The 26,077-nt window shown below is 62.1% G+C and carries 22 protein-coding genes; 4 read left to right on the top strand and 18 right to left on the bottom strand.

The window, feature by feature from the left end; translation table 11 throughout:
* Positions 1–15 precede the first annotated feature (15 nt).
* From PP263_RS11745 to PP263_RS11690, 12 genes are all read right to left on the bottom strand, one after another.
* Positions 16–693, bottom strand: coding sequence for a hypothetical protein (locus tag PP263_RS11745; RefSeq protein ID WP_308363693.1), 678 nt, complete (start codon positions 691–693; stop codon positions 16–18).
* 12 nt (positions 694–705) lie between these two features.
* A complete protein-coding gene (locus PP263_RS11740; RefSeq protein WP_308363692.1) occupies positions 706–1,377 on the bottom strand; it encodes a hypothetical protein in 672 nt (223 codons plus the stop codon).
* A gap of 25 nt (positions 1,378–1,402) precedes the next feature.
* Positions 1,403–2,407, bottom strand: coding sequence for a VWA domain-containing protein (locus PP263_RS11735; protein WP_308363691.1), 1,005 nt, complete (start codon positions 2,405–2,407; stop codon positions 1,403–1,405).
* Entirely contained in the window at positions 2,404–3,486 is a 1,083-nt protein-coding gene (locus PP263_RS11730) for a VWA domain-containing protein (protein WP_308363688.1), read from the bottom strand. Before PP263_RS11730 ends, PP263_RS11735 begins: the two co-directional genes overlap by 4 nt.
* Positions 3,476–4,780, bottom strand: coding sequence for a hypothetical protein (locus tag PP263_RS11725; protein ID WP_308363687.1), 1,305 nt, complete (start codon positions 4,778–4,780; stop codon positions 3,476–3,478). Before PP263_RS11725 ends, PP263_RS11730 begins: the two co-directional genes overlap by 11 nt.
* A gap of 100 nt (positions 4,781–4,880) precedes the next feature.
* Positions 4,881–5,675, bottom strand: a complete 795-nt coding sequence (locus PP263_RS11720; protein ID WP_308363685.1) for a MotA/TolQ/ExbB proton channel family protein — start codon at positions 5,673–5,675, stop codon at positions 4,881–4,883.
* Between the two features lie 12 nt (positions 5,676–5,687).
* Positions 5,688–5,897 (bottom strand): hypothetical protein, encoded by a 210-nt coding sequence (locus PP263_RS11715; RefSeq protein ID WP_308363683.1) that lies wholly within the window; start codon positions 5,895–5,897, stop codon positions 5,688–5,690.
* On the bottom strand, positions 5,894–7,999 hold the full coding sequence (locus PP263_RS11710; RefSeq protein ID WP_308363682.1) for an SUMF1/EgtB/PvdO family nonheme iron enzyme: 2,106 nt from the start codon (positions 7,997–7,999) through the stop codon (positions 5,894–5,896). Before PP263_RS11710 ends, PP263_RS11715 begins: the two co-directional genes overlap by 4 nt.
* A 262-nt stretch (positions 8,000–8,261) precedes the next feature.
* Positions 8,262–9,824, bottom strand: a complete 1,563-nt coding sequence (locus PP263_RS11705) for a hypothetical protein (protein WP_308363681.1) — start codon at positions 9,822–9,824, stop codon at positions 8,262–8,264.
* A 372-nt stretch (positions 9,825–10,196) separates the two neighbouring features.
* The gene (locus PP263_RS11700) at positions 10,197–11,408 is read right to left on the bottom strand and encodes a hypothetical protein (RefSeq protein ID WP_308363680.1); all 1,212 of its coding nucleotides are present in this window, start codon (positions 11,406–11,408) and stop codon (positions 10,197–10,199) included.
* 17 nt (positions 11,409–11,425) lie between these two features.
* Positions 11,426–12,634, bottom strand: a complete 1,209-nt coding sequence (locus tag PP263_RS11695) for a hypothetical protein (RefSeq protein WP_308363679.1) — start codon at positions 12,632–12,634, stop codon at positions 11,426–11,428.
* 224 nt (positions 12,635–12,858) lie between these two features.
* Positions 12,859–14,157: a hypothetical protein gene (locus PP263_RS11690; protein ID WP_308363678.1), complete on the bottom strand. Its 1,299-nt coding sequence runs from the start codon at positions 14,155–14,157 to the stop codon at positions 12,859–12,861.
* A 631-nt stretch (positions 14,158–14,788) separates the two neighbouring features.
* Here PP263_RS11690 and PP263_RS11685 point away from each other — a divergent pair.
* Together PP263_RS11685 and PP263_RS11680 are read left to right on the top strand one after the other, a co-directional pair.
* On the top strand, positions 14,789–15,865 hold the full coding sequence (locus PP263_RS11685; RefSeq protein ID WP_308363677.1) for a branched-chain amino acid aminotransferase: 1,077 nt from the start codon (positions 14,789–14,791) through the stop codon (positions 15,863–15,865).
* A gap of 371 nt (positions 15,866–16,236) precedes the next feature.
* Positions 16,237–16,833: a Yip1 family protein gene (locus tag PP263_RS11680; protein ID WP_183461454.1), complete on the top strand. Its 597-nt coding sequence runs from the start codon at positions 16,237–16,239 to the stop codon at positions 16,831–16,833.
* 142 nt (positions 16,834–16,975) lie between these two features.
* On the opposite strand, the gene PP263_RS11675 is transcribed toward PP263_RS11680, so the two are convergent.
* On the bottom strand, positions 16,976–17,452 hold the full coding sequence (locus tag PP263_RS11675) for a hypothetical protein (RefSeq protein WP_308363675.1): 477 nt from the start codon (positions 17,450–17,452) through the stop codon (positions 16,976–16,978).
* Between the two features lie 210 nt (positions 17,453–17,662).
* Between PP263_RS11675 and PP263_RS11670 the strand changes: the two genes are divergently transcribed.
* Positions 17,663–18,964, top strand: coding sequence for a parallel beta-helix domain-containing protein (locus PP263_RS11670; protein WP_308363673.1), 1,302 nt, complete (start codon positions 17,663–17,665; stop codon positions 18,962–18,964).
* Positions 18,957–20,090: an SO2930 family diheme c-type cytochrome gene (locus PP263_RS11665; RefSeq protein ID WP_308363672.1), complete on the top strand. Its 1,134-nt coding sequence runs from the start codon at positions 18,957–18,959 to the stop codon at positions 20,088–20,090. The genes PP263_RS11670 and PP263_RS11665 overlap by 8 nt, the downstream gene beginning before the upstream one ends.
* Before the next feature lie 125 nt (positions 20,091–20,215).
* Here PP263_RS11665 and PP263_RS11660 read toward each other — a convergent pair whose 3' ends face one another.
* The 5 genes from PP263_RS11660 to rsxD all read right to left on the bottom strand — a co-directional run bounded on the left by PP263_RS11660 (position 20,216) and on the right by rsxD (position 25,881).
* Positions 20,216–22,333 (bottom strand): transporter substrate-binding domain-containing protein, encoded by a 2,118-nt coding sequence (locus PP263_RS11660; protein WP_308363671.1) that lies wholly within the window; start codon positions 22,331–22,333, stop codon positions 20,216–20,218.
* Between the two features lie 130 nt (positions 22,334–22,463).
* On the bottom strand, positions 22,464–23,168 hold the full coding sequence (locus PP263_RS11655) for a TetR/AcrR family transcriptional regulator (protein ID WP_308363670.1): 705 nt from the start codon (positions 23,166–23,168) through the stop codon (positions 22,464–22,466).
* 240 nt (positions 23,169–23,408) lie between these two features.
* Positions 23,409–24,122: an electron transport complex subunit E gene (locus PP263_RS11650; RefSeq protein ID WP_308363669.1), complete on the bottom strand. Its 714-nt coding sequence runs from the start codon at positions 24,120–24,122 to the stop codon at positions 23,409–23,411.
* Positions 24,122–24,823, bottom strand: coding sequence for an electron transport complex subunit RsxG (gene rsxG / locus PP263_RS11645; protein ID WP_308363668.1), 702 nt, complete (start codon positions 24,821–24,823; stop codon positions 24,122–24,124). The genes PP263_RS11650 and rsxG overlap by 1 nt, the downstream gene beginning before the upstream one ends.
* Entirely contained in the window at positions 24,823–25,881 is a 1,059-nt protein-coding gene (rsxD, locus tag PP263_RS11640) for an electron transport complex subunit RsxD (protein ID WP_308363667.1), read from the bottom strand. Before rsxD ends, rsxG begins: the two co-directional genes overlap by 1 nt.
* Positions 25,882–26,077: the final 196 nt, after the last annotated feature.

The raw sequence follows: 26,077 nt of genomic DNA, 5'->3' as shown, positions 1-26,077 counted from the left end.
TGAATTTGAGGAGCGTCAACTACTCGAAGATTTGCCGCCGGCGGGTTGTGCCGGCAGCAGGAACTGTTGCAGCTGTGCGGCCATTCCCTTGCAGGCGTTGTTCTGTACCCGGGCGATCAGGGGAATGGGTATTACGATGGCGGGCATATAGGAAGTGCCTTTGGCATCCGCGCTGAGCTTTCCGGAGAGCTCCCGGTCGCGAAAGTCCCAGACCGATGCCTCGTAGTCGGATTCCTTGTCCCAGGTGCCGAAACCGAAACAGCCCGCGCCACCGGTGCCGATGGAACAGCCGATGGAACCGGCGCTGGCGGTGGTCTCGGTGGAGCCATCGATCCACACGATGTATTTCACCCCGTAGGTTTCCATGCGCTCGCGCACTTCGGGGATATCCACCAGTCGGTCCAGGGATTTCAGGTGCATCGGCGCGGTGCGCGGCTCGAACCAGGGGTACATGGCGTCGACGAAGTGCTGCTCGGGAATAACGGTGACCCCGCGCTTGGGATTGTGCAGGTGCCTGCCCACACAGTCGATCAGGTCCGGTTCGGTTTCGTACTCGCTGGAGTGGCGCCGGCCCAGGATAACAACGGAGTCGCCGCGGGCGAGTTCGCCTTCACTGCGCCGGTATTCGTCGATCACCACCGTGGTGCAGCCGCTCAGCAGCACCAATGCGAAAATAAAAAGTGACTTGGCCACAATAACCTCCTGTTACTCCGTGGTTTCTTCACCGGCGGTTTCGCCACCCCTCATGGAAAGCGCCCGCTGCTTGTTGGCCAGGAACGCCTGCAGTTCCGGCACCCGTTCAAAGCCGGTATACAGGGTGGCGCCGGCATCACGCAGGGCGATATTGATGGCCTGGGCCAGGGCGTCCTCGCGGGATTTTAGAAAAGCAGTGGGCGTTTTGCCGTAGGCAGTGATCACCCAGTTTGCCACTGACTCGCCGCGCTGGTCATAGGCGTGCATATCGTATTTGATCCACACCTCGAAAATATTGACGCGGTTTTCCCGCGGCATGGTGAACTGGAGTTCGCGTACCTCCGGCACAATGACCAGCTCGACATTTTTCGGCAGGTCCTGGGGGTACTGGGAGAGGGAAATCGTCTCGGTAAACATGGAGCCGAGCACCGTCTCGAACAGGTTTTTCTGTGCCTTGCCGGTATTGATATTCCATTCGTCGCGGTCCGCGCTGTCCTCGTGATGGGTGAACTTACGGAATTCATCGCTGAGATAGATGCCCACGGTAAGGGGATGCTGCTGCCCGACCGGCTGCGGGTAGCGTCCATTGACACTCACCGTGTGCGAGCAGGCGACGGCGAGCAGCAGCGCCGAAACCAGGGTGATTTTCCAGACCGCGGAAAATCCTTTTTTTGACCAAGTCATAACTCGCTCCTGGATAACCCTTTAGTTACCGGAAATCGTTCAACCCCACAAAAGTCCCGCCGTTGCGGTAGGTGAGTTCGCGCATCAGCGCGGCAAATCTCAGCCCGGTTGTCTGCAGGTGCCGCGGCCGGGAAAACTGGATGGGAAAGCCGATGGCGTGAATACGTACCATACGCTGGTCTTCGCCGCGCTGGGCATTGACCCTGTCCACCGCCATCATCACATTGCGGATGGATTTGCCGGTGAATTCGTCCCCCAGTACATAGATGCTGATTTTCTTGTTGGGATCGTGGAAGGTGCGCACCGCCTTCTGGATGCCTTCCACCGGGCTGGAATTACTGAACGGGTTCCAGGACCTGAGGCGCTGCAGTATCGCCTGACGGCGCCCGGGGGTGTCGGGTATCCATTTGCCGCGGTAGTTGTTGAACATATAGTCCCCCATGTCGTTCATGACCTGGATACCCTTGACGTTGGGGTAGATATCCAGGGTGTTGACCATCTCCGTCATCATGCGGTCCCAGCCGTAGTTGAACATACTGCCGGAGGTGTCGATGATGAACAGGATATATTCACTGTCTACCGGGATGCCACCGATCACATTGTTCTTGCGCTGGTAGTTTTCCCCCAACAGGCGGCGCATTTCCTCGGTCAGGGTCTGCAGCGCCACGGTCAGCTCACCCTTGAGTTTGCCCTCCTCGCTCTCGCCCTCGGTTTTGCGCGCGTAGAGGGCCTGCAGCGTGTCCAGTTCGCCTCTCAACTTGGCAATGCGCTTGCGCTCGATGTCCAGTTGTTCGCGCTTGGCATTGAGGTCGCGGTTGAGAATACTGGTTTCGCCGCGGATTTCCGCCAGTTGTTGCTGCAGTTCCTGGACCTGGCCGTCCAGATCCAGTTCGGCTTCCTCGAGCACAATCGGCTCGATGGTTTTGGCGATCATCAGCAGCAGGACGATGGCGCCGAAGCCACAGCAGATAACGTCGAGAAAGGAGATGCTGAACTCTTCCTGTTGACGTTTGTTACGATTGCGTTTCATGGCCAGTCCCTCGAGGGCGCCAGAAATGAGCCGCGGGTATCCATGGCCAGTTTCCAGAACTCGCTCGCGGCAAAGGGATCCCCCTCCATCGGTGCCAGGATGACGTTGATCGGAACGTCTTTCGGCAACACTTTTATCGCGCGCCTGAACAGATCGATACGGTCCCGGCCGGAAATCGTATTGCCGCGGGGCTTTTTCATGCCCTGGGTGGGCAGGCCGTCAGTGATCAGGATGATGTTGTCCGGCAGCGGCGACAGGTTGCTGACCGCGTGGAACACCCGCTCCAGGCTGGTGCCGTTTTCGGGTACGACTTTGTCCAGTTCGCCGATGGCCTTATCCAGCTGGTCGCGGTCGTCCACGTTCAGCCAGCGGCCCTCGGTGCCGGCGATGGCGGCGCGAAAGCCGGTGTCGAAGGTGTAGATCTGGTACTGGCTGTCCTGGGGAAACTGCGCCGTCAGCCAGGACACGGTATTGATTGCGCGGCGCCACTTGTCGGTATTGCGTTTGACATGGGACGACATATTGCGCGTGCGGATCACCTTGATGAGCTGGTCCGCGAGCATACTCGCGGAGGAGTCGAGCAGGATCAGGATACGGTCTCCCCCCAGTTGCAGCCCGGTGAGATACTGGCGATCGCCGTCGCCCACATACTTGCGCACGTTGTTGCCGAGTTTTTTGTTCTCCGACTCCAGCTCTTTCTTGGCCTGCTCCAGCTTTTTCAGTTTTTCCTGCAGTCGCTCGACGTCCTGCTCCTCGTCGGCGCTGTCGACCTCGGCGATATTGCCCTTGACCTCCTCGATCTGCTCGATAATGCGCCGTGCCAGGCCCTGGGCCTCCGCCAGTTCGTCGCTGGTGGTATCCAGGGTGTTGCGCGCCAGCACCAGATGTTCGCGGCCGAACTCCACCTTTTCCTGCAGCAGGTTGACCTCCGCGGCCAGGTCCTGGTTTTCCGCCTCTATGTCGCGGTCGGAGCCGTGTTTGATAATCAAAAAGATCAGCGCTACGGCGCCGAAGCCGCAGGACATGATATCGAGGAACGACAGGCTGAAGGTGCTGAACCGCCGGTTCTTACGCGCCATAGTGCTCCACGCTGATCGCAGTGATTACGTCGTCGATATCCGCCGCGCCGATTTTGTCGCCGGCGGTGAGGTTCACCGGCGCAGCGATCTGCTCGCCGTTCAGCATCAGCCGGGCCCCGGCATCCACGCGTAGCGCGAGCCGCCCGGCGTGGTTGGTCACCGTGGCTGCGGGGTGGTGCGGCGGGGTCGCGGTCACCTCGAGTTTGCCATCCTTCCAACTGACGAACAGCGGCTGTTGCGCCGCCAGCGCCCGGTGGCCGAACAGCAGATGGGTGGCCGCCGCCTCGGCGGCGCTGTTGACCTGGACCGCCACTTCGCCGGCGGGGGCCGCGCTCAGTGCGGTGACCAGGCGCAGGGCCCCCGCATCGCTGTGGATTTCCCCCCAGCGCCGTGCCACCGCCTGGGCCACACAGTTGTGGGGCAGCAGGTGTATGCGCTCCGCCAGCTGCGCGCCGCCGGGAATTTCCGCCCAGCGATGGGAGACGAAGACCACGCTGTTGTGCTCCGTCAGATTGTCGATCAGCGCGCGCACCCGCGACAGGATCGGCGTGCTGGCGTCCTGTAGCTGGCGCAGGCTCACTTTCGCTGTGCGGTCGTCCAGTTCCGCCATGACTTCACCCTGGCGCATGGCGCGGCCGACCCACTGCGGCAGCATATCGTAGAGTTGCTGTTCGGCTTCCGCGGAGTAGAGCGGATCGAAGCGGCACTGCATCACGAAGGCGTCGGTAAACACCCGCGCCCAGGCGTCCTGGAAACTCTGTATGCCGGCATCGCTGACGGTTTCCGCCATATCCAGTACCGCCTGTTCGTGGACCGCCACGCGGCTCACCAGGCTCTGGTGGCGCTGTAGTTCGACGTGCAGCTGCACGCCGCGGGGGGCGCAGCTGCCGATACAGGCGGTGGCGGCATCCACCAGGCCCACGGCGTTCACCGGGCTCTCCTTGACGATGCCCAGCAGCAGCGCCAGCTGTTCGCGGGTAAAATTGCCGGGTACCGCCAGCACTATTTCTCCCGGAAGGTCGCAGTGCCCGGCGATTTCCTCCAGATGGCAGTAGGCCAGGTCCGCGTGGTGGCGGCAGCGGGCGTTGTCCGACTTCAGCGACTCCAGGCTGAGCCGGCGCCAGAACTGACTGTTCACCTGCGTGGGGTGGCTGCGCGCGCGCATCAGCGCCGCGGTGCCCACCAGTATCTGCCGGTTTTCCACCACGGCGACGCCGGGGCTTTCCAGTATTTCATCGGTGCCGGTGAATACCCGCAGCCCGCAGTCGTTGATTTCCAGTACGCCTTGGTTCATGGGCGATTCCTTCTTTGGCTCGCCAGCAGGCCCGTGCCCAACTGGCTAATTACCCTGTAGGAGCGGCCGGACCGCTCCTACAATTCTTTTAACCCAGCGATCAACTCACTTTCAAAAACCGCAACAGGTTGTTGTCGCAATAATTCTGCGTATCCAGCACCAGCCGTTCCTGCATCAGTTGCAGTTGGTGGGTGAAAAACATGATCACGATGCTGATCACCAGCGCGACAAAAGTGGAGTTGAAGGCCACGCCCAGGCTGACGGTCACCCCGGCGATATCACCTTCCACCGCCCGGTGCGCCTGGGACAGCGCCTCGCCGATACCGCGCACCGTACCGATAAAGCCGATGGAGGGTATGGCCCAGGTGATGTAACGCACCATGGCCAGTTCACTGTCCAAACGGTCCCCCTCGGTGTCGCACACCTCTTTCACGGAATTGGAAACCGCGGCCACGTTGCGGGTGGAGCCGAAGCGTTGCAGCGCGGTGAGCAGGGCGCGGGGCAGCAGGAAGTTGCGCTCTTCCTCCGGCAGGGCCTGTATGGGGCGGGTGAGGTCCCGCGCGTCTTCCGGCAGGATCGGCGTGCCTTCGCTGATATTGAGCAGGGCGCTGTCCAGCAGGCGGCGTTCGCGCAGGCTGCGGCGGGCTTTCAGCCCCATAATCGCCATGGCCCAGAGCATCAGTACGAAGCAGGCCTCCTGTTCATAGTCGCGCATCACGATGTAGAGCGAGCGCTGCTGTATGTAGGTTTCCCCGGCGGCTTCGCGGGCCAATTGCTCTTCGATCATCGCATCCGCGTTGGGACGGATAATCGCCACATAGATGGCGTGGACCAGGATGATGGCACCCAGCAGGGCGAAGAGCTGAAAGATAAAATCGGAGGATTTGAATTTCATGGCGGTGCTCTTTTAAATATCGATGGGATAGGAGACGGACAGGTCCTCGGAAATTTCCTCCGAGGGTCGGTAGTCGTCGGCTTCTTTCTCCGTTTTTTTCTTGTCGCGATCGGCCTGTGCCACCTGGACTTCTTTCTCTGTGTTTTCTTCTTCCGCTTTATCCTGCGCAGTCAGCGGCGCGGAAGTGAATACCAGGCTGAGAAAAATTACTGTCCATTTCATGGTGTCGTCTCCCCGTTGACCCAGCGCGCTACGCGGAAACCCACATCGTTGCGGGGATCGGCGCCGTAATCGCGAAAAGAAAGCCGCAGCTCGGTGAGGCCGGCGTGGCGCCAGCTGGAGCCGCGGATTACGTGATAGTCGCCATCCTGCGGGCCCACCGGGTTTTCCTCCCGCCTCAGCGAGAGCCCGGTGCCGATGGTGTAGAGGTCGTGCACCCACTCGGAAACATTGCCCCCGAGATCGTGGATGCCCAGGGAATTGGGGGAGTAGCTGCCCACCGGTGAAGTGGCGGCGTAGCGGTCGCTGTAGGTGCGCAGTACCGCGGGTACCAGTTGCGCGGCACTGGTGTCGGCGAAATTGCCGGAATTTTTTTGCACCGGCAGTTCATCGCCCCAGGGGAATTTACGCATGGCTCCCCGGTCGTAGCGGGCGGCCCAGGCCCACTCCGCCTCGGTGGGCAGGCGGTAGCCGTCGGCGGCGGTGTCGAAGCCGATGATGCGGCCGCGCTCGGTCAGGTAAACGGGGTTGAGACCGTCGCGCTCGGACAGCCAGTTGCAGAAGAGGGCCGCGTCGGTCCAGCCGATATTCACCACCGGCAGGTTGTCGTTGTCCAGGCTGACTCCCTGCACGTGGCTGGAGCTGTGCATGCGCTGGTAGCGGCGGTACTCGCCGTTGGTGACTTCAGTGGTGGCGAGGTAGAAGGGGCGGGTCAGGGAGACCTGGCGCAGCACTTCGTTGGCGCGGCGGCCCTGTTCGCGGCGGGAGGAGCCCATGGTGAAGCGGGCGTCGGGGCGCATCAGCTTCATGCGGCCGCCGGCGCCGTGGGTGATTTCCGCCGGCACCTTGGACCAGTGGGCCTGTTCGGCGGTGAGCAGTACCGCGCGCACGGTCTGTTCCAGCTTACCGCTGGGCACGATGCTGGTCTGGTAATCTTCGTAGCCGGCCTTGCGCACCACGATACTGTGGCTGCGCGCGGGCAGGGTGAAGGTCTGGCCGGCGACACCGGCGAGTTCGCCGTCGATCAAGACTTGGGCGTTTTCCGGACTGCTGGTGACGCGCACGCGGCCGAATACGGCAGAGAGGTCGACGGAGAGATCGCGCTCGACGCCGGCGGCTATGTCGATGGTGCGATCCACCGAGCTGTAGCCATCCTTGAAAAAACGCAATTGGTGGCTGCGCCCGGAGGCCAGTTCCAGTCGCAGCGGTGTGCGGCCGCGAAATTCGCCGTCCACGGTGACGCTGGCGTCTTCCGGGACACTGGTCAGGTGCAGGATGCCGTCCGCGGGCCCCAGGTCCACCGGCGCCAGTGTCTGGTCGACGCCCGCAGTCACCTCCACGGGGATCTTTTCGGTTTTGTGGTCCGGCATCGACAGCTCCACCAGTCTGTCCCCCTGAATGAGCTCCGCGCTCAGCGGCGTGGTGCCGAGCACCTCGCCCTCCACGGTAACGGTGGCGCCGGGTGGGTTGGTGTTGATATGGATACTGGCCCAGGCGGGGCGCAGTTTTGCCTGCAGTGTCTGGGTGTTGTCCAGGCCCTCGATATCCACTTCGCGGGTAAAGGGCAGGTAGCGTTCGCTCAATAGGGTGATGCGCTTGCGTCCGGCGGGAATATTCTTTGCCAGGCCATGTTCGCTGGGGACTTCGTCGCTGTCCACCAGGATGCGCACCGCCACCGGCGGATCAGTGATCACCCGCAGGTGCCCGGGGAGTTTTTCCAATTTGACGATGTGGCGGCTGTGGCCGTCGCTGTCGACTTCCACCTCACCGCTTTTTGGCAGGTAGCCCTCGGCGCTCACGGTGTAGCTGTAGTGACCCGGCAGGACCAGATGGCCGTCGCCCAGGGGCAGGGCGAGGCCGCTGACGCTGACATCGGCGTCGGCGGGCTGGGTTTCAAAAATCAGCGAGCGGGCGACCAGCAGGTAGACCAGCGCCAACAGGCCCAGCAGCAGGCAGCCGGCAATAGACAGCGCGCGGGGAGAAAACAGCAGTTTTCTGCCACCGGCTTCGACCTGGACCGGCGTGAAGCCGGTGGGCTCTATGAGCAAAAAGTCGTCGTCCGCGCGATCGCTCTTGCGAACGGGTACCGCTTCCTTCGCTGTCATTTATGCTTTCCTGTTACTGCGCACTTATCGACTTATCGCGTGTGAAGACCTCGCGCTGGTTTCGGGAAACCGACGGACCGGCACGAAGCGTTCTTGGTGCCCTACAGCTTAGCCCGCAACTGGTACTGTCAGTGTCTTTGTAACGCCATTTGGCATAAAAGTCATCTTATCGCGGGAACCGCCCTGGCGTTTGTGTCCAGGTTTTTCCACACATGAAAGTCGTGCAGTTTTTGATCAATAAGCGGAGGGTCCGTTCGCGCGCTCAGCTGTTATTGACGCCGTTAATTTTCTCCGCGCACTGGATGACCACGGTGGGTGGTTCCTCGGTGGGGTCCACGGTAAATTCCCGGCGAACGTCCCGGTAGCCCTCGCGGGTGCCCACGGCGGTGTAGCGACCCGGCTTCAGAGTGATTTCGCGCTCGGCAAAATTGCCCAGCCGGCCCACGTGATAAATCGTCACGCTGGTGCTGGTGTCGGATTGCAGGCGCACCGGGATGGGGATCAGCGCTTTGGTGATGGCGTTTTCCAGTTGTTCGATCTGGCCTTGCAGGCGCGGCGTGCCGCTTTCGAGTTTGCGCGCGTCGGCGAGCACTTCGCGGGCGTAGCGGTTGCGCTTGCCGCCGCCGAGGGAGAGGGGGTCTTCGAGCAGTTCCTGCAGTTGGTCGTCCAGCTGGGCGCGGGCTTCGGCGCGGGCCTTTCCGGTGATGGCGGAAACCAGGCTGGAATCCATTTTCAGCAGTTTGCGGTAATTCTCGGCGGCGGCGTGCCACTCTTCCGCCGCCTCCTGTTGGCGCGCGCGGCTGAACAATTGGTCGATACGCTGTTGTTTGAGGCCGTTGTCGGCCTGCCGCAATCCGACGGCGGGGTCTTCAGCCTGTGGCTTCAGCGCCTGCGCTTTCTGGAAGGATTTTTTCGCCGCGGAAAAATTCTCCTCGGCGATTGCCGCATAGCCCGCGGACATGGCCTCGCTGTAGTCGCGCTCGGTGATGTCGGCGAGAACCCGCGGGAGAAGCTCCTTGGCCGGGCGGGTCTCCGGGTCCACCGCCAGGGATTCCTTCAGGGCGTCGCGGGCTGCGTTCAGGTCGTTTTTTTCGAACGCCGTTTTGCCTTCGGTGAAGTGCTCCCAGGCCTCGGGCAGTTTTTCCGCACGGGCCTTGCCCTTGACACCCCGGGGGTGATCTTCGGAAATGATCAATACCAGGTCGAAGGCGGCGTGCGCGGCCTTGGCATCGCCGCGGTCAAGGGCTTCGTTACCTTCGGCCAGGTGTTTTTCGATACGGTCGGGAATGCCATCGCGCAGCGACTGCATCGCGGCCAGGGCTTCGCGGTATTTGTCCAGGGCCTGCATGAATTTGCGCTGGCGGTAGATCCCGTCCGCTTCCTCCGCCAGAGCCCGGGCCGCGGAAAACTCCTCGCCGGCCCAGAGATCTATCTGCCGTTCCTCCAGTTCCTCCTGCAGCATCAGGATATCCTGCAGCACTTTCTGGACCTCGCGTCGCTGCTGGGCCATTTCGGCTTCGCTGTAGGGGGAGGTCTCGATTTTTTTCGGAGCGCCGGTTTGCGTATCGGCGGTTTGGGCCGGGAGTTGCGGCCTGGGTTTTTCCACCAGTTGCGGCAGGCCCCAGAAAACCCCGATCAGCGCGAGCAGCAGGCCCGTGCCCACCGCGACGGCCAGGTGCTGCTGGTTTCGCGGATCTTTTTGCGCGGCCGCTGCGCGGGCGCGGGTCTGCTGGGACTCCGCTTGCGCGGGCTTTTCGCCGCCGAAAGTAAATTCCGCCGGCTGGATGAATCCGTTGTCTTCTGGTGACGGGTCGCGGTGTTGCATAGTCGTTCCGCACTGCTGTTTATTTTCTGTAGGAGCGGGCCATGCCCGCGATCGACGGCGGGAATCACTGCCGATCGCGGGCATGGCCCGCTCCTACCGGATCTTGTGGGTCATTACCATTGGTTCAATGGCGCTAAGTAAGTCTGGGGCGGCCCTGCTACCGGGGGCTTTTTGCGGGACACGCCGTGAATCCATCCCTGGAGGCTTGTCCGCGAGGTCCCTCTCGCAGACAAAACGGCAGGACTGCCGTTTTGGACGCCGAAGGCGCCCAAAGGGCGAGGGCCATGGATGGCCCGAGTCCCAGTCCCGCAAAAACCCCCCGGCATCAGGCCCTTCGCATCATGGTTAATGTTTAACTTAGCGCCCCTCGGTTCAGATACTGGTTTCCAGCGCGCCGGTTTCCGCCTGGTAGATTTCCCTGAGCAGTTCGCGCCACTGGCGGTACTGGTTTTCCACGGTGCCGGTGAGGGTCACGGTGCGGTCTTCCAGTTCGACGATCTGTGGCTCCACCTCCGACTGCATGGAGTCGCCCAGTTCCTGCAGCGCCTCTATGTGCATCTTGGCTTCCGCGCGGCGGTCGAAACCGCTCTTGATCAGGTAGCCGCCGCCGGCGATACCCACCTGACCGGCGGCGCGGGCGGCGCCGGTGCCGCCCCCGGCGGCGGCAATACCACCGATAATCGCCGCCGCGCCCATGATGGTGTGGTTGCGGGCCTTGCGCTTGAGTTCGCGCATCTGCTGCACTTCCTCATAGCTCAGGGCGCGCCACTCCTGATAGGGCGTCTCCATGGATTTCACGAAGGTGCCGTAGTAGCCCTGCAGGGTATCCACGAACAGGTAGTCCCGCTCGCGAATGCGGCGCACGCGCTCGAGCATGGGGTCGTTCTCCGCGGGCAGGGCGGTCAGTTGGTAGAGGCCATCCTCGTTCCGAATCAGGTAGCGGTCGAAGGCGTGGGGGGAAAAGCTGCGCGCGAACTTCATTTCGGAAATGGTGCGCAGCTCGGCGATGTACTGGTCTGAGAGCCGCTGCCGGTAAATCAGCATGTCGTTGGCGATGCGGTTGTAGACTCCCTGGAAGGCGTCGCCCTCGGTGGGATGCTTGCGGTCGTAGGCGTACTGGGAGGCCTGCTCGGTATATTCCTTGTTGAACCACACCTGGCCGCGGGAGTCGGTGACGGTGACATCCACGGTGAGGGTCTCGCCGTCGGACTGCAGGATGGTGCCGGTGACGGTGACATCGATATTGGTGCGCTCGCTGGGGATGACCCGCACCGCGCCCCAACCCTGGCTGGACTGCAGCGACTCGGCCAGGGTGACGGCGAGGTAGCGGGATTCCGCACGGCGGAGTTCAGGGAAAACCAATTCGTCCTCATCCGCCTCGGTGCTGTCCAGGCCGGGGTTGAACTGTACTATGCCCACGTCCAGCAGGCGGTCTTCGGGAATGGTCGCGTCCTCCACCGTGAGCGGCGTAAAGGCGGTGGTGCGCACGTCGGTGGTGGTGCAGGCGCCGAGAGCCAGCAGTGCCGCCAGCAGCAGGCTGCGCCCCAGAGCGTCAACGCAGAAATTCGTCCTGGACAAAAGCATACCGGCTTCCTCCGTTGTCACTTCTGTGCTTTCTTATATTTTCGATACTCTTCCCACAGTTTTTCCCGCAGTTCCGGGTCCGACTCGCGGGTGGCCGCCTCGCGGATCTGGCGGGCCACCACATCGTCGTCGTCGCCTTGGGGAATGTCCGCCGGCACCACCGGGGTGGTGCCGCTGTGGTCGTACTCGCCTTTGCGACCGGCGGTGGGCAGGCCGGGGCCGGTGGCCTGGCCGCTGGAGTTGTTCATTTCCGGGCCGCTGCCGCCCTCGCCGCCGCCTCCGGGGGGCGCGGGGATTTCCGCTTCCGCGGATTCGATCAGGTCCTCCAGGGATTCCCCGGGGGGCGCTTCATCCATGCCTTCCTCTTCCTCTTCGGGGGAAGCGGGGCGGTTGCGCACATAGTCCCGCGAACGCAGGATCATGCCGTCGTAGCTGGCCATGGTGGCATCGAACTCGCCCTCCAGTTCCGCGACCCGCTCCGCGGAGCTGGCCGGCGCCTCGTTGGGGGCGCCGCTGCCGCCACTCGCCGGGCTGCCGGCGCTGGCCTGGGCACTGGAGGAACCACCGGCCGAGGCGCTGCTGGACGAAGACGCGCTGTTGGAAGCGCTGCTGGATGAGGCACTACTGGAAGAACTGCTGGAGCTGGAAGAGGACGCGGTCTGCTCCTCCTCGGAAAAGTCGACTTCGTCCGGCGGCTCGCCCTCGCTGTTGGTGGAGGGGTCCGGCGGCATGCGGCTCTCCTCCGCGCGCTGGTCGGACTCGCTGTACACCGGTGTGGAGCGCTCGCCGGTGCGTGTGCTGTCGGGCCCGCTGTCGCTGGCGGAGCGGCTGCGCTGCGATTCATCGCCGCTGCGCGAGGCGGTGCTGGACTGCTGGCTGGACTCGCTGCCGGATTCGATGCTCGGCAGGTCCAGGCTGGGGCGATTGCTGGAGGCGGTGGCTCCAGGCATGCCCTGACTGGGACTGCTGGAAGAACTGCTCGAGGGCATGCCGGTGCTCGCGGTCGAGGGCTGGCTATTGCTGGAGGAGCTGCTCGATGAGGAGGAGCTCGACTGGGATTGGGACGAAGAACTGGAGGACGACTGGGATTGCGACTGCGACGGCTGTGCCGGTGGTTGTGATTGGGTCTGCTGGCTTTTGCAGCCGGCGATCGCCGCGCTCAGCGCCACAGCGGAGACCAGCGTGCGCCAGCCAAATTCTTCGAGTACTGCTTTCCGTAGTGTCATTGTGTCTCTCCCGAGCTGCGTGTGTCCGGTGCCGGCCCCGGGTTTCTGTAGGAGCGGCGGGGCGGCCATCCGCCCATGGCCGCGATCGGACTGCGCTTCGTAGCTCAGATCGATCGCGGCCATGGGCCGCTCCTACAGGGGGAGCCGTGTTTACACCTTATGTTCGACAGCTTCTGTTATCCAGAGTTGAAACTTCCCGTCCGTTCCCACGCCATTTTCCCGCTTCAATCGAATACGAAGCGCTGCACTATGTCCGTGGTGTCCACCGGTTCGCCGTCTTCGAAGCGCGGGCGAAATTTTGCGCGCTTGAGTACATTGCGCACCCGCGAACGGATACTCACGCTGTTTTCCGGCCTGGCATCCAGTACCCGGATATTGCGCACTTTACCGAAAGCGGTCACGTCGTAGGAGACGGTGACGTAGGACTGCGCCAGCGCTTCGCGGTCCTCTTCCAGTATCGGCAGCGCCGGCAGCGCCGCGGGGCGACCGAAAATATCCTCGATCTCCCGGTTGGTGGCGCCGTTGTCCCACAGCGCCTGGTAGGCCTCACTGTAGGTTTTCTTCGCCGAATGCCATTTGTTGAACATCATATACCAATCGCCCAGTTCCACCTTTGCCTTGGCGGAGGCCGCCGGGGGGGACTGGGGGTTTTTCTGGTAGACGTCCACGATGCGCGCAATGGCATTTTTGCCGGAGCTGAAGCTGTTCATGCGGTAGTGGTCCAGCTTGGATCTCTGCGGGTCCATGCCGTTGCCTCCGCCAAAGCTGGTGTTCACCACTATCGCTTCCTGCGGCTCACCCTTGTAGGTGGCCAGGTAGTAGTTGGTGGCCTTGAGGCCGCGCAGGGCTTCCACCAGGCGCAAGTCGTTGGCGCCGAAGTTCTGGGTGATGATATCCACCGCCAGGGTGTAGAGATTAGTGGCGCTGATCAAGTGCTCGAACAGGGTAGCCCCTTTTTCCTCTACGTAGGACTGCAGGTGCCAGCGGCTCAGGTTGTTGATGACCGGCAACATGCGCGGGTCCTTTTCCCCGTAGTTGCGCGCGTGCAGCCAGAAGAGATACTGCTGGTTGTCATTGGCTTCTTCCCATTGCTGCAGTGCGATCTGGCTGCTGATCATGCGCTCGATCATGGGCACCTGGTTCAGGGAGTAGAGGCCCTCATTGACCCGGTTGATCAGCATGGCGCGGCGGAATTCCCCGATCGCCTCTTCGTGAGCGCCGGCTTTCTGCAGCGCCGTGGCCAGGCCCAGCAACTGCTCATCGATGCCCGCGCCGTAGGCACCCTGTTCCGCCTCCAGTTCTTCAATGCGGGCGCGGTAGTTCTCCACCGCCTCCGAGGGGCGCAGCTGGCGCCTGGGCGTTTCCAGGGGTTTCGACGCGGCCTCAATATAAGCGGGGGGCGGAGCCTTGGAATCGACGGCGGTGGCTGTGCCTTCTTCCGCGTAGGTGTTACCACACAGCAGAGCTGTGGCTGTAAACATCAAGCCGATAGCAAAATTGTTGCCGATTTCTGTCTGTGTCACGGTTGAACCACTTCTGTTCCATGTTGTACTTCACCCGTCTCGCACCCTGTTGGGAGCGGAGAGGCGGGCACGAATTCCGCTCGGGCGCTGTGGCCGTGCGGATTTTTCTCTCCCTGAAGTGTGGTTCTTGCACAATCCCTGACTGTGCCCGGAGTGATTGTTCTTTCCGGTGGCAGGTTGCCGGCCCGCCGATCCAGGCGGCGCCATTACCTGTGAAAGTGCGCCCCGTATCTGCCGCGGCGGCCTGGGGGTGCGTAAAAATGAGTATAGCCAAGGGGCGCTTGTCACTTGCGATTGTGGCGGCAGTTGCGCCCGAAGCATCAGATCCCGTCCACCTATTCGGTGTAGCAGCCCGGCAGGGGGAAGGCGCGGGCAATACACGGATATTAGGAAACAGGTGACAGTAATTTTGTGTCGCAGTTAAAAAAATGGATCGGCATCACAAAAAGTTTTTTTCCGGGGGCGCCGCGCGCCGGCTGCCGGCATTTCAGTAGATCTCGAAATGTCTGTCCTAATCCATTTGGTCATAATCTGCAGGGTTGTGCGCGAATGCCTCTTCCCTTGGGTGGAGGATTTGGATTCGATCCCGGCAAGCGCCATAATCGGCCCGTGAGTTAGCAGGAGAGAATCAGTGAGTATTGAAATACACCCCGCTGTAGCCAGCTGTCTGCGCGGCTTCGAAGTACCCGATCGGCTGGGTTTCGGCACCGTGATGGCGCCGGTGATGTTTCGCGCCCGTTGCCAGGACGGTTGCTGGAGCACCGGCGAACTGATCCCCTACGGACCGCTGGCGCTGGACCCCGCGGCCAAGGTGCTGCACTACGCCCAGTCCTGCTTCGAGGGGATGAAAGCCTATCGCACCCGGGACGGTGGGGTCAGCCTGTTCCGCCCGGAGCGCAACGCCGCGCGCATGGCCCATTCCGCCGAGCGGTTGTGCATGCCGCCGGTGCCGGAGTCTCTATTTATGGAAGGCGTGCGCACGGTGACCGCCTACTGCGCCAACCTGGTGCCGGCGAGCAGCGGCGAGTCCCTCTACCTGCGCCCTTTCCTGTTGGGCACCCAGCCGGATCTGTCGGTTTCCGCCAGTGCCTCCTACGAATTCTACGTGATCGCCAGCCCCTCCGAGGCCTATCACGCCGGCAATATGCGCCTGTGGGTGGAGCGGGAGGACTCCCGCGCGGCGGTGGGCGGCACCGGCGACAGTAAAGTGGGCGGTAACTACGCCGCCTCGCTGCTCTCCATCGCGCGGCTCAAGAAGCGGGGCTACGACCAGTCCCTGTGGTTGAACCCCGGCAACCGGCGTACCGTGGACGAGCTCTCCGGCATGAACTTCTTCGCGGTGATCGACGGCGAGCTGCACACGCCGGCCCTGAGCGGCTCGATCCTCGAAGGGGTCACTCGGGACTCGCTGATCACCCTGGCCCGGGAACTGGGCTACACCGTGCGCGAGCTGGACATCGATATCGACGAGTTGCTCGCCCGGGTGCGGGACGGCAGTTGCAGCGAGGCCTTCGCCTGCGGCACCGCGGCGATCGTCAGCCCGATCAGCGTTCTGGGGGACGACAACGGGGAATACCTCCTCTCCTCGGTCCCCGGCCCGGTGGCCGTGTGCCTGCGCGAGGCGCTGCTGGATATCCAGGAGGGGCGCGCGGAGGATCGCTTTGGCTGGATGCGGCCGGTGGAAGTGGTCGATATCAATGACCAGTGATCAATTCCCTCTGTAGGAGCGGCCCATGGCCGCGATCGGTCTGAGCTACGAAGCGCAGCCCTATCGCGGCCATGGGCGGATGGTCGCCCCGCCGCTCCTACAAAGGTACTTTCCCAGCCGGGGTAATCGGTATCAATTTTTCCCTGCAGAATGTTTCCAGAGGAAACGCGAAAAAAACTTTCCCGCCAATTTAATTTCGATCGTTGACTTGTGCGACCCAAGTGTTACAACGACAAGTGCAACAATAAGAAAGACTGGAGCTTTGGGAATGGCCTCTTAGCGGTATTCCTCACTTTGACAAGCAGTATCCAGATCAAACTGAGCAATTGAGGACTCTCCCGAGTTTCTTGCAGTGTAGTGAGGAAAACGGGATGTTGAACCATACGTTCGGACTGCTGCTACAGCCGCGTCGGCAGTGGCAGCTAATCGGCAGCCTGTCGGAGAAAAATCTCCGCCGGCAAATTCCCTATGTGATCGTGCTGGCGCTGCTGCCGGCGCTGGCCTGGTATTTCGGCACCACCCGGGTGGGCTGGAGTATCGGCGGCGGGGAGCCGGTGCGGATTACCAGCGACAGCGCCCTGTCCCTGGTGGCGGTGTTCTACTGCACCATGGTGCTGGCGGTGGTGGCCATCGGTTATTTTATTCACTGGATGGCGAAAACCTACGGCGCCAGGACCTATCCCATGAAAGGCATGGTGGTCGCCGGCTTTACCGCAACGCCCATCTTTATTGCCGGTGCGGCCGGCTTCTACCCGCTGTTGTGGCTGGATATCCTGCTCGCCACCCTGGCGGTGGCCTATGCGGTGTACCTGCTGTACCTGGGTATTCCCATCGTGATGGAGGTTTCCGAGGAGCGCGGCTTCCTGTTCGCCAGCGCGATTGTCACTGTATCCATGGTGATGGCGGTGCTGGTGATGGTGGGCACGGTGCTTTTCTGGAGTTTTATTTCCGCGCCGGTGTTTCACTAATACCGCAGGTTTGAAAAAACATTGTAGGAGCGGTCCGGCCGGGAGCGGCCCATGGCCGCGATCGACCTGAGCTACGAAGCGCAGTCCGATCGCGGCCATGGGCCGCTCCTACAGGGTGTCGGTTTCTATTTCAGTCCTAAAATCACGGCGTATAGCGATATTCCAATACATAGCCATTGGCCAGTTGCACCTGCTGCGCCGCGGGGCTGCCCCTCTCCAGTTCAATTTCCACCAGTGACTTCACCACCTGCCGCGGTTCGGTATCGACGCAGTGCACGCTCATCGCTGCGATGGCCCGGTCCTCGCTGATTACCGAGTGTTCCAATATCTGCAGCAGCAGCCGTTCGTTATTGGCGCGCAATTGGTAGCCGGGCCCGCTGGGAAGAGTGACGCGGTACTTGAGGGCACCCCAGGGTCCGTCGCAGCGGATCGCCAGGTATTCCCGCGGCGGCCGGTCGCCGGGAATGGCGCCGGAATTGAATGACTCGAAAGTCTCACCCAACTCCTGCCGGGCCCGGTAGTTGTTTTCCCCGGTGCGGATTTCCAGTTCCAGGGTTTCTGCAGCTGCGGCGGCCGCAAGGCAGGCGGAGAGTGCGGGGGCTAGACGGAGGAAATTCATGTTTGCGGAAACTGTTCTGTCCCTGTTATTTCCCAGACCCTACAGGTCACCGCAACTTCCGGCAAGGCCGCTTGCTGGCCATCGGTCGATTGGATACCATCGGCTCACTGGCAGTCACTAATTTTTTCGCGATTTAATTGGTACAAACGTACTTATTGATAATTGATCTGCCGGACGGAACAACTCGAATAATTAGCAAGGAAAACTATCATGAAGACCGCAGCTTATATTGGCGTAGCCTTGGCGGCTGTGCTGACCGTAGCCTGTTCCAGGGATGCGGACACCTCGAAAACCGAAGAGTCACAACCGTCGGCCTCCGCCGATTTCCAGAAACAGTTGCTCAAGCAGCTGATTTCCGCGCAGCCGGGCGACGTGATCGAAATTCCCGCCGGCCGCTTCCAACTCAATCGCAGCCTGTCACTGAACGTGGACGGAGTGACCATCCGCGGCGCGGGCATGAGCGAGAGCGTTCTCTCCTTTAAGGACCAGATTCAGGGGGCGGAGGGCCTGTTGGTGAATGCCAGCGATTTCACCATCGAGGACCTGGCCATAGAGGACACTATCGGCGATGCGCTCAAGGTCAACGAGGGTGAGAATATTATTATTCGCAATGTCCGCGTGGAGTGGACCAACGGTCCCTCCACCGATAACGGGGCCTACGGCATCTACCCGGTGCAGACGAAAAACACCCTGGTGGAAGGCACTGTGGCCATCGGCGCTTCCGATGCGGGTATCTATGTGGGCCAGTCGCGCAACGTGATCGTGCGCAACAACCGCGCCGAGTACAATGTGGCCGGTATCGAAATCGAAAATACCATCGGTGCCGACGTCTACGGCAATGTGGCCACCAACAACACCGGCGGCATCCTGGTGTTCAATATGCCCAACCTGCCCCAGCCGGGCCACAGCACCCGTGTTTACAACAACCGGGTGTTCAAAAACAACACCGACAATTTCGGCCATGAGGGCACACCGGTGGCAGCGGTTCCCGCCGGCTCGGGTGTGGTGATCAACTCCAACGACCTGGTGGAAATTTTCGACAACGAAATTTCCGATAACGACACCGCCAATATAATCGTCAGCAGTTATTACACCTCCGGTTTCTACAGCGACAAATCCACCCAGGATGACTTCGACCCCTATCCCGAGAGCATCTACATTTACGGCAACCAATTCAGTGGCGGCGGCAAGTCCCCGGATCACCTGGAACTGAAGGCGCTAAAACTGGCCAAGTTCGGACTGGGCGGCAGCCTGCCGGATATTTTGTGGGACGGCGTGGTGAATCCGGAAAAATTGGTGGACGGCGAGCTGCCCGAGAAACTCCGGGTGTGCGTCGACAACGGAGAAGCGGGCATTGTCAATGTGGACGCCGCCAACGATTTCAAAAATATTTCCACAGATATAACCCCGCACAGCTGCAGCCTGAAAAAACTGCCGCAGATAGTGCTGGATTTTGACAGCCCGGCCGGCGAGGGGGATGAAATCGCACAAGCCGAGGCCGCCGATGCATAAGCTGTTTTGGGGTGGCGTGCTGGCCCTGGCGCTCGCGGGATGCGAAGCATCCCGCGAGCAGGTGGTCATCCACGGGCGCGATGCGGTGCCGGAGCGGCTGAGCGACTGGCATATCGTGGAAGTGATCGACGGCGAACTGTCCCTCAACGCCGGCGTCACTCCCTACGACCTCAACACCCAGCTGTTTACCGACTACGCACACAAGCTGCGCACCGTGTGGATGCCCGCGGGCAGCTCTGCCCGCTACGCCGAGGAAGCCTTCGATTACCCGGTGGGCACGGTGCTGAGCAAAACCTTTTATTACCCGAAAGCCGGGGGCGGAGGGGTGTTGCGCACCGCGGATTACAGCGCGGACTTTTCCCGTTCGGGACTGGACCTGGACAATGTGCGGCTGGTGGAAACCCGCCTGCTGGTGAAGCGCGAGGACGGCTGGCAGGCACTGCCCTACGTGTGGAATGCGGAGCAGACACAAGCCACATTGGAAATCGCCGGCGATGCCATCCCCATGCAACTGGTGGACGGAGAGGGCGGAAGCAATGCCTTCACCTATGTGGTGCCGGATGCCAATCAGTGCGCCGGCTGCCACGCGGACAATCACACCAACAAGGCGATCCGCCCGCTGGGCCCGCGCGCGCGCCATCTGAACAAAGAGTATCCCCACAAGCTGGGCAGTTACGCCGAGGGTGCGCAGAACCAGTTGTTGCACTGGCAGCAGATCGGCTATCTCAGCGAACTGCCGGAGTTGGCCGCCATACCGCGCAATGCCAGCTACTCGGATACCGGCTTTCCTCTCGAGGAGCGCGCCCGTGCCTACCTGGACATCAACTGTGGCCACTGCCACAACCCGGCGGGTCCGGCGGACACCTCCGGGCTGATGCTGCACAGGGCCGAACAGGACCAGCGCCGCCTGGGGCTGTGCAAGCCCCCGGTGGCCGCCGGCACCGGCAGCGGCAACCGCCGTTTTGCCGTAGTGCCGGGCCACCCGGAAGAGTCGATCCTGAGTTTCCGCGTGGAGTCCACCGACCCGGGGGCGATGATGCCGGAGCTGGGGCGGAGCCTGGTGCACGAGGAGGGTGTGGCGCTGCTGCGCGAGTGGATTGCGGGTATGCCGGGGGATTGCCTGTAGGAGCGGGCCATGCCCGCGATCAGCGTCTCCGACCTCCGCTGATTCGCGCCGTCCATGGCGCTCACCCTTCGGGCGCCCGCGACAAATCGGCTATCCTGCCGATTTGTCGCGGGCATGGCCCGCTCCTACAAGTGTGCTTTACGGGTTCTGCGGTGGGCATCCAACAGCGCCGCGTAGATGTGAAAGCGGGCCTCAATCCTGCGTACGTAGTCCACCGGCTCGCGGCCGCGGGCGTATCCGTATCGGGCTTTTTTGTAGTATTTGCGCTGCGATAATAGCAGCATGGCTTTTTCCACATTGCCGAACCATACCTTGCGGTCCCAGCCCATCTCCTCCGCCAGGTCTTTGGCGTCGTCCACATGGCCGGGCCCGGCGCTGTAGGCGGCGAGGGTGAACCACATTGCATTTTCGGGGCCGCTGGCATCCCGGCCTTTGAATTTGTCGTGCAGCCACTTCAGGTACTTCAAGCCCGTGCGCATCCCGATCTCCGGATCGTACAGGTTTTCCTCCACCTGCCTGCCGGTAACCGGCATTACCTGCAACAGCCCGCGGGTGCCAACCCAGGATTTGGCCCTGGGGTTGAAACTGCTCTCCTGGAATATCTGCGCCACCACCAGCCGCCAGTCGAGGCCGTAGTCCCTGGCATATTTCCGCACCAGCCGGTCGTAGGGGGAAATATGTCCCTCTGCGGTCAGCTCGGTAATTTCCGGGCGCGTGTATCTGGGGAAATCGAAATATTTTTTGCTCAGTTCTTTAGCGGCCGCGGTTTCTCTGTGACCAAAGAATTCATTTACCGCGGCCAGCAGTTCGGGGTTCTTCCCGCGCATCAGCCAGGCGTAGTCGTCGGTCTGCAGTTTCAGGGTGAAGTGAATGTCGTCGCGCCAGCGGCGCTCCAGTTTCACCGTGACTTCGTCGACCAGGGCCAAGTCGTAGTCGCCTTTGGCCACCTTGTCGATAATCTGCTGGCTGCTCATGGTTTCCGGTGCCAGTTCCATTTCGATTCCGGGGACCTTTCGTTGCAGCTTCTTCAATGCGTCATGCTGGCTACTGGACTGACGCACATGCACGGTGCGGCCAGAGAGAGCTTCCGGGCTTTTGATGCCGTCCCCCTTGCGCGCCACGATGCCGCTCCCGCCGCTCAGGTAGGAATCGGAAAAAGCGATTCCCTCTTGTTTCCCGCGCCCGGTGACCGGGAGCAGGCCGGCGGCGATATCCGCCCTGCCGGTATTGAGATATTCGATGAAGTCGTCGCGCTCCGCTGCGACGATAATCTCCAGCCGCAGGCCCTGGTTCCTGGCGAACTCCTCCAGCATTTCATATTCGTAGCCGAGCAACCGGCCCTTCCACATAAAATAAGAGCCGGGTGAGTTGCGGGTTACCGCGCGCAGGACCCCGCGCTTCCTGATCTCATCCAGGTCGCCGGTAAAGCGCTCGCCGGTAGGGCTGAGTTCGATAGGGCGGATTTCGTCGTTCATCATTTCGAGCAGCTGCGGGGAATGCTTGCGCACCGCCCAGGCCAGCTGTTGCCGTTCAGGGAAGAAGATGCTTTTCTTCAGGTCGTCGCGAAACTGCAGCACCAGGTCCAGGCTAAACTCGTCGATAATCGTAAAGTCCGTGCTCCCCTGGGCTACGTCCACCGCCAGATCGATACAGTCCTTTTCCACCACCTCGAGTTTTAACCCCGGGTGCCGTTCAACGAATTCACGCCCCTTTGCCTCATAGGTGGTGCCGGCGGTGACAGTGAGGGTCTTCCCCTTCCAGTGGTCCGCGCCCACATCCGGGCGCGATACCAGCACCAGCCGGCTGCCGGCCATGGGAGTGGAGAAGTCCACCAGCCGTTGGCGCTCTTGGGTAATGGTGAAGTTGTTGGCGATGATGTCGCCCTTGCCGGCGTTCAGCAGTGGAATCAGGTCGTCGGAATTGTTGGCGTAGAGCACCACCGGCTTCAGGCCCAGGTGCCGGGCCAGGCGTATGGCCTGTTCTATTTCGATAGCCTGCCGGGTGGCGGACCGGTGCAGGGATCTGGTCCCGAAGTCCACCAGGATGCGCAGCCTGCCGCGGCGTTTGATCGCATCCAGGTCGCCGGTTTCGGTGTAATTGTCATAGGCGTCTACGGGGTATTCGCCTCTTACCTCCGGCACCTCTCCATCCTTTTTGCCGGCTTCCTGGTCGCGCTCGCAGCCGGTGGCGATGCATAGCAGGGCGGTGAGCAGAGTGCACAGGATTCGCGGGGCGGGGGACATGGGGAGACCCGTACGGCTTTCGCTAACGACCCCGTAAGCTTAGTAGGAGCGGGCCATGCCCGCGATCGGTCTGTGGATTCAACCACTATCGATCGCGGGCATGGCCCGCTCCTACAAAGGGGGGGATTGCTCAGGCCCGGGCGGCCTCCGTCACCGGGAGGGTGGCGGGGATCAGGCCGCGGATCATCATGGTGACCGAGCGTTCCAGCAGTGGCGAGTCGTGGGTGATGGCGCCGCTGAGGATCTGGTATTCCAGGTTGAGGATGGTCCCGTGCACTATCTGCGCCGCCGCCTGGGGATCGGCGAGTTCGAGCAGTTCGAAGAATTCCTGGACCAGCGACTCGTTGGCCGAGTTGGCCATGCGGATGACGCGGGTCAGTTGCTCGTTGCGCAGGGCCTCATTGCGAAATGCCAGCTCGATCAGGCGGTAGTCGCGGTTGCCGGCCTGGGCGCGGATATGGGTGAGGATAAAGCGGGTCAGCTGCTGGATCAGCAGCTTGCGCCCGGTGCCCGTGGCGCGCTCTTCCGGGGTGAGGCGACGGGCGGCGGTGAAGCTGTCCTGCTGCAACTGGCGGGTGTGCTCCAGCCCCTGTTCCACAAAGTAAGTGAAGGCGTCGCTGATCAGGTCGCTCAGGTCTTTGAAATAGTAGGTGGTGGCGGCCAGAGGTACCGATGCCTCGCGGGCCACGGCGCGGTGGCGGATACCGCGGATGCCCTCCCGGACGATCAGCCGCAGAGTAGCCTCGAGGATGGCTTTGCGGCGTTGGCGGCTGTCCGCGCGCTGGGCGCGGCGTCCATGATAGACCAGTTCAGACTTTCCATTGTCCACACTCATAGTGTTATTCCCTGTTTTTATTGTTGGTCGCCGACCAAATTCCGGATCGGGGTCCCCATTCTAGCGAAATAGTTGGAAATGGCCACCGCTGTGGCGAGGAAGGGTGTGCCAAAAAAGTTACAGCGACGGGCTAATTGGGGCAGGACCTTGTAGGAGCGGCCCATGGCCGCGATCGACCTCTCTACGTAGCCGATACCGATCGCGGGCATGGCGGATGACCACCCCGCCCCTCCTACAGGATCAGGTGATCTTGCCGGTGGTACGTACCCGCTTGGCGCCGGGCACGATTCTGACCTGCTGGCTGCGGCGGCGCTCTATGCCCGCGTCGATGGCATTTTTGGCCGCGATCAACAGGCCCGCCACCAGGAAGGCGCCGGGGGGCAGCACCGCGGCCAGGAAGCCCGGGTAGTCGGCGCCGAGTACTGGGATCACCCACTCCTTGGCGGAGGGCCAGAACAGCAGGTCCATATCCGCAAACAGCGTGCCCTGGCCGAGCACCTCGCGGATGGCGCCGATCACAATCAGCACCGCGGTAAATCCCACGCCCATCATAAAACCGTCCACCAGCGAGGGCAGTACCGGGTTTTTGCTGGCGAAGGCGTCGGCGCGGCCGAGGATGGTGCAGTTGGTGACGATCAGCGGAATAAAAATCCCCAACACCAGATAGAGCTCGTAGGTAAAGGCCTTCATCAGCAGCTCGGCACAGGTGACGAAGGTGGCGATAATCATCACCGAGGCGGGCAGGCGCACCGCTTCCGGCATCTGCCGGCGCACCAGGGACACCGCCAGGTTGGAGCAGGTGAGCACGCCGGTGGTGGCCAGTCCTAGGCCGATGGCGTTCACCACCGAGCCGGTCACCGCCAGCAGCGGGCACAGGCCCAGCAGCTGCACCAGCGCCGGGTTATTGCTCCACAGGCCGTTGCGGGTGATCTCTCCGTATTCGGGGTTTGCCATCATTCGCTCTCTGACTTGGGTTTTTCCGCCGCAGGTTTGGCCGCCTGCGGCTCCACTTCCACCGCGCGCCCGGACGGCGGCACGTTGAAAATCTCCTCGCGATGTTCGGCGACGAAGTCCAGCACTGTGCGCACCTGGGTTACCACCGCCCGCGGGGTGATGGTGGCGCCGGTAAACTGATCGAAGGCGCCACCGTCTTTCTGTACTTTCCACAGGTCCCGCGGTGGGTCGTCAAGCGACTTGCCGTTGAATGACAGTATCCAGTCGCTCTTCTTCAGGTCCACCTTGTCCCCCAGCCCCGGGGTTTCACTGTGGCTGGTGACGCGCACCCCGGCGACGGTGCCGTCCCGGTTTACACCCACCAGCAACCGGATAGGGCCGGAGTAGCCGTCCGGCGCCACCGTGGGAATGATCACCGCGAAGATGCTGCCGTCGTCCTCCCGCGCAAGATTGATATCGCCGCCATTGGGCAGGTCCAGCATTTCCCAGTAGCGCTTGGGGATCGGGTAGGTATCCAGCAGCAGGTCGTTGCTGTGGCGCTCGAGGGGAATAATTTCCAGCAGCGCCTTGGCCGCTGCCTGGCGGATCGCCCGCTCGATGGGCTCGCGGGTGACGATCTGGGTTACCGCCAGGGTGCCGGCGGTGATCAGCGCGAACAGCGCCAGGATCAGGCCGTTGCCGAGTACGGATCGCTTTAGCATCACCGTTCCTCCAACTCAGTGGCCCGCCGCGGCGCCTTGTGGCCGTAGGTGCGCGGCACCGTGTAGTTGTCGATGGTGGGCGCGGCGAAATTCATCAGCAGCACCGCGAAAGCCACCGCGTCCGGGTAGGTGCCCCAGGCGCGGATCACATAGGTGAGAAGCCCCACGCCGGCGCCGAAAATCAACCGCCCCCTATTACTGGTGGCACCGCTGATCGGGTCGGTAATGATAAAAAACGCCCCGAGCATGGTGGCCCCGGAAAACAGGTGCAGCGCGGGCGAGCCCTCGGAGAGAGAGCTGCCGCTGTCGTAGAACAACAGCGACAGCAGTGCCAGGGTGGCGAGCATGGCCACCGGCGCATGCCAGGTGATGATGCGCCGGAACAGCAGGAAGAGGCCGCCCAACAGGAAACCGAAATTCACCGTCTCCCAGCCGAGCCCGGCAAGCGTGCCCTTGTTGAACACCGGCTCCATTTCGTACAGCCGGGAGAGCAACACCGATTCGTTTAGACGCACCACTTCCAGCGGCGTGGCGCGGGTGTAGCCGTCCACGTTGTAGCCGCCGAAACCGAACACCAGGCCAAGGGCCTCGTCGATACCGGGCGCACCGTAGATGAGTTCCGCGGGCCCCACCCAGCGGGTCATGGCCACCGGGAAACTGATCAACAGCACCACGTAGCCCACCATGGCCGGGTTGAACGGGTTGTAGCCCATGCCGCCGTACAGGTGCTTGGCCAGCACGATTGCCGTGAAGGTGCCCACCACCGGCAGCCACCAGACGCAGTAGGGCGGCAGGGCTATGCCCAGCAGCAGCGCCGTAACAAAGGCACTGCCGTCCTTGAGGTAGAAAGCCACCGGGCGGCTGCGCAGTTTCATCACCGCCGCCTCGCAGGCAAGCGCAGTGGCGGTGCACAGCAGGATATTGATCAGCACGCCGATGCCGAAATAAATCACCAGCGCCAGCACCCCGGGAACCGTGGCCGCGGCCACCTGCAGCATGACCTTGGTGGTGCTCTCGCCGGAGAGGGCGTGGGGGGAGGTGGCGCGCATCAATGCCATCGGTTCACCTCTGGAGCGAATGGCACTGATCTAAGGCGAGAATTGGTATTTATGTAGGATGGGCAAAGCGAAGCGTGCCCATCAAAGCCGCGGCAGATGGGTACGTCGCTACGCTCCTTTGCCCATCCTACGGAGGCTCTAGCGCTTAAGTCAGCACCATTCACCCCTGAAGGCGGAACGCTACCTGTAGGAGCCT

This window comes from Microbulbifer sp. TB1203 (genome assembly GCF_030997045.1).
Lineage (GTDB): Bacteria > Pseudomonadota > Gammaproteobacteria > Pseudomonadales > Cellvibrionaceae > Microbulbifer.
The sequence above is the reverse complement of the archived record's forward strand: the minus strand, read 5'-3'. Positions and strand labels throughout refer to the sequence as shown.

Excerpts from the sequence above, each read along its gene's own strand:
- PP263_RS11740 (WP_308363692.1), bottom strand. The coding sequence starts at position 1,377 with ATGACTTGGTCAAAAAAAGGATTTTCCGCGGTCTGGAAAATCACCCTG.
- PP263_RS11735 (WP_308363691.1), bottom strand. The coding sequence starts at position 2,407 with ATGAAACGCAATCGTAACAAACGTCAACAGGAAGAGTTCAGCATCTCC.
- PP263_RS11730 (WP_308363688.1), bottom strand. The coding sequence starts at position 3,486 with ATGGCGCGTAAGAACCGGCGGTTCAGCACCTTCAGCCTGTCGTTCCTC.
- PP263_RS11725 (WP_308363687.1), bottom strand. The coding sequence starts at position 4,780 with ATGAACCAAGGCGTACTGGAAATCAACGACTGCGGGCTGCGGGTATTC.
- PP263_RS11720 (WP_308363685.1), bottom strand. The coding sequence starts at position 5,675 with ATGAAATTCAAATCCTCCGATTTTATCTTTCAGCTCTTCGCCCTGCTG.
- PP263_RS11715 (WP_308363683.1), bottom strand. The coding sequence starts at position 5,897 with ATGAAATGGACAGTAATTTTTCTCAGCCTGGTATTCACTTCCGCGCCG.
- PP263_RS11710 (WP_308363682.1), bottom strand. The coding sequence starts at position 7,999 with ATGACAGCGAAGGAAGCGGTACCCGTTCGCAAGAGCGATCGCGCGGAC.
- PP263_RS11705 (WP_308363681.1), bottom strand. The coding sequence starts at position 9,824 with ATGCAACACCGCGACCCGTCACCAGAAGACAACGGATTCATCCAGCCG.
- PP263_RS11700 (WP_308363680.1), bottom strand. The coding sequence starts at position 11,408 with ATGCTTTTGTCCAGGACGAATTTCTGCGTTGACGCTCTGGGGCGCAGC.
- PP263_RS11695 (WP_308363679.1), bottom strand. The coding sequence starts at position 12,634 with ATGACACTACGGAAAGCAGTACTCGAAGAATTTGGCTGGCGCACGCTG.
- PP263_RS11680 (WP_183461454.1), top strand. The coding sequence starts at position 16,237 with ATGTTGAACCATACGTTCGGACTGCTGCTACAGCCGCGTCGGCAGTGG.
- PP263_RS11675 (WP_308363675.1), bottom strand. The coding sequence starts at position 17,452 with ATGAATTTCCTCCGTCTAGCCCCCGCACTCTCCGCCTGCCTTGCGGCC.
- PP263_RS11670 (WP_308363673.1), top strand. The coding sequence starts at position 17,663 with ATGAAGACCGCAGCTTATATTGGCGTAGCCTTGGCGGCTGTGCTGACC.
- PP263_RS11665 (WP_308363672.1), top strand. The coding sequence starts at position 18,957 with ATGCATAAGCTGTTTTGGGGTGGCGTGCTGGCCCTGGCGCTCGCGGGA.
- PP263_RS11660 (WP_308363671.1), bottom strand. The coding sequence starts at position 22,333 with ATGTCCCCCGCCCCGCGAATCCTGTGCACTCTGCTCACCGCCCTGCTA.
- PP263_RS11655 (WP_308363670.1), bottom strand. The coding sequence starts at position 23,168 with ATGAGTGTGGACAATGGAAAGTCTGAACTGGTCTATCATGGACGCCGC.
- PP263_RS11650 (WP_308363669.1), bottom strand. The coding sequence starts at position 24,122 with ATGGCAAACCCCGAATACGGAGAGATCACCCGCAACGGCCTGTGGAGC.
- rsxG (WP_308363668.1), bottom strand. The coding sequence starts at position 24,823 with ATGCTAAAGCGATCCGTACTCGGCAACGGCCTGATCCTGGCGCTGTTC.
- rsxD (WP_308363667.1), bottom strand. The coding sequence starts at position 25,881 with ATGGCATTGATGCGCGCCACCTCCCCCCACGCCCTCTCCGGCGAGAGC.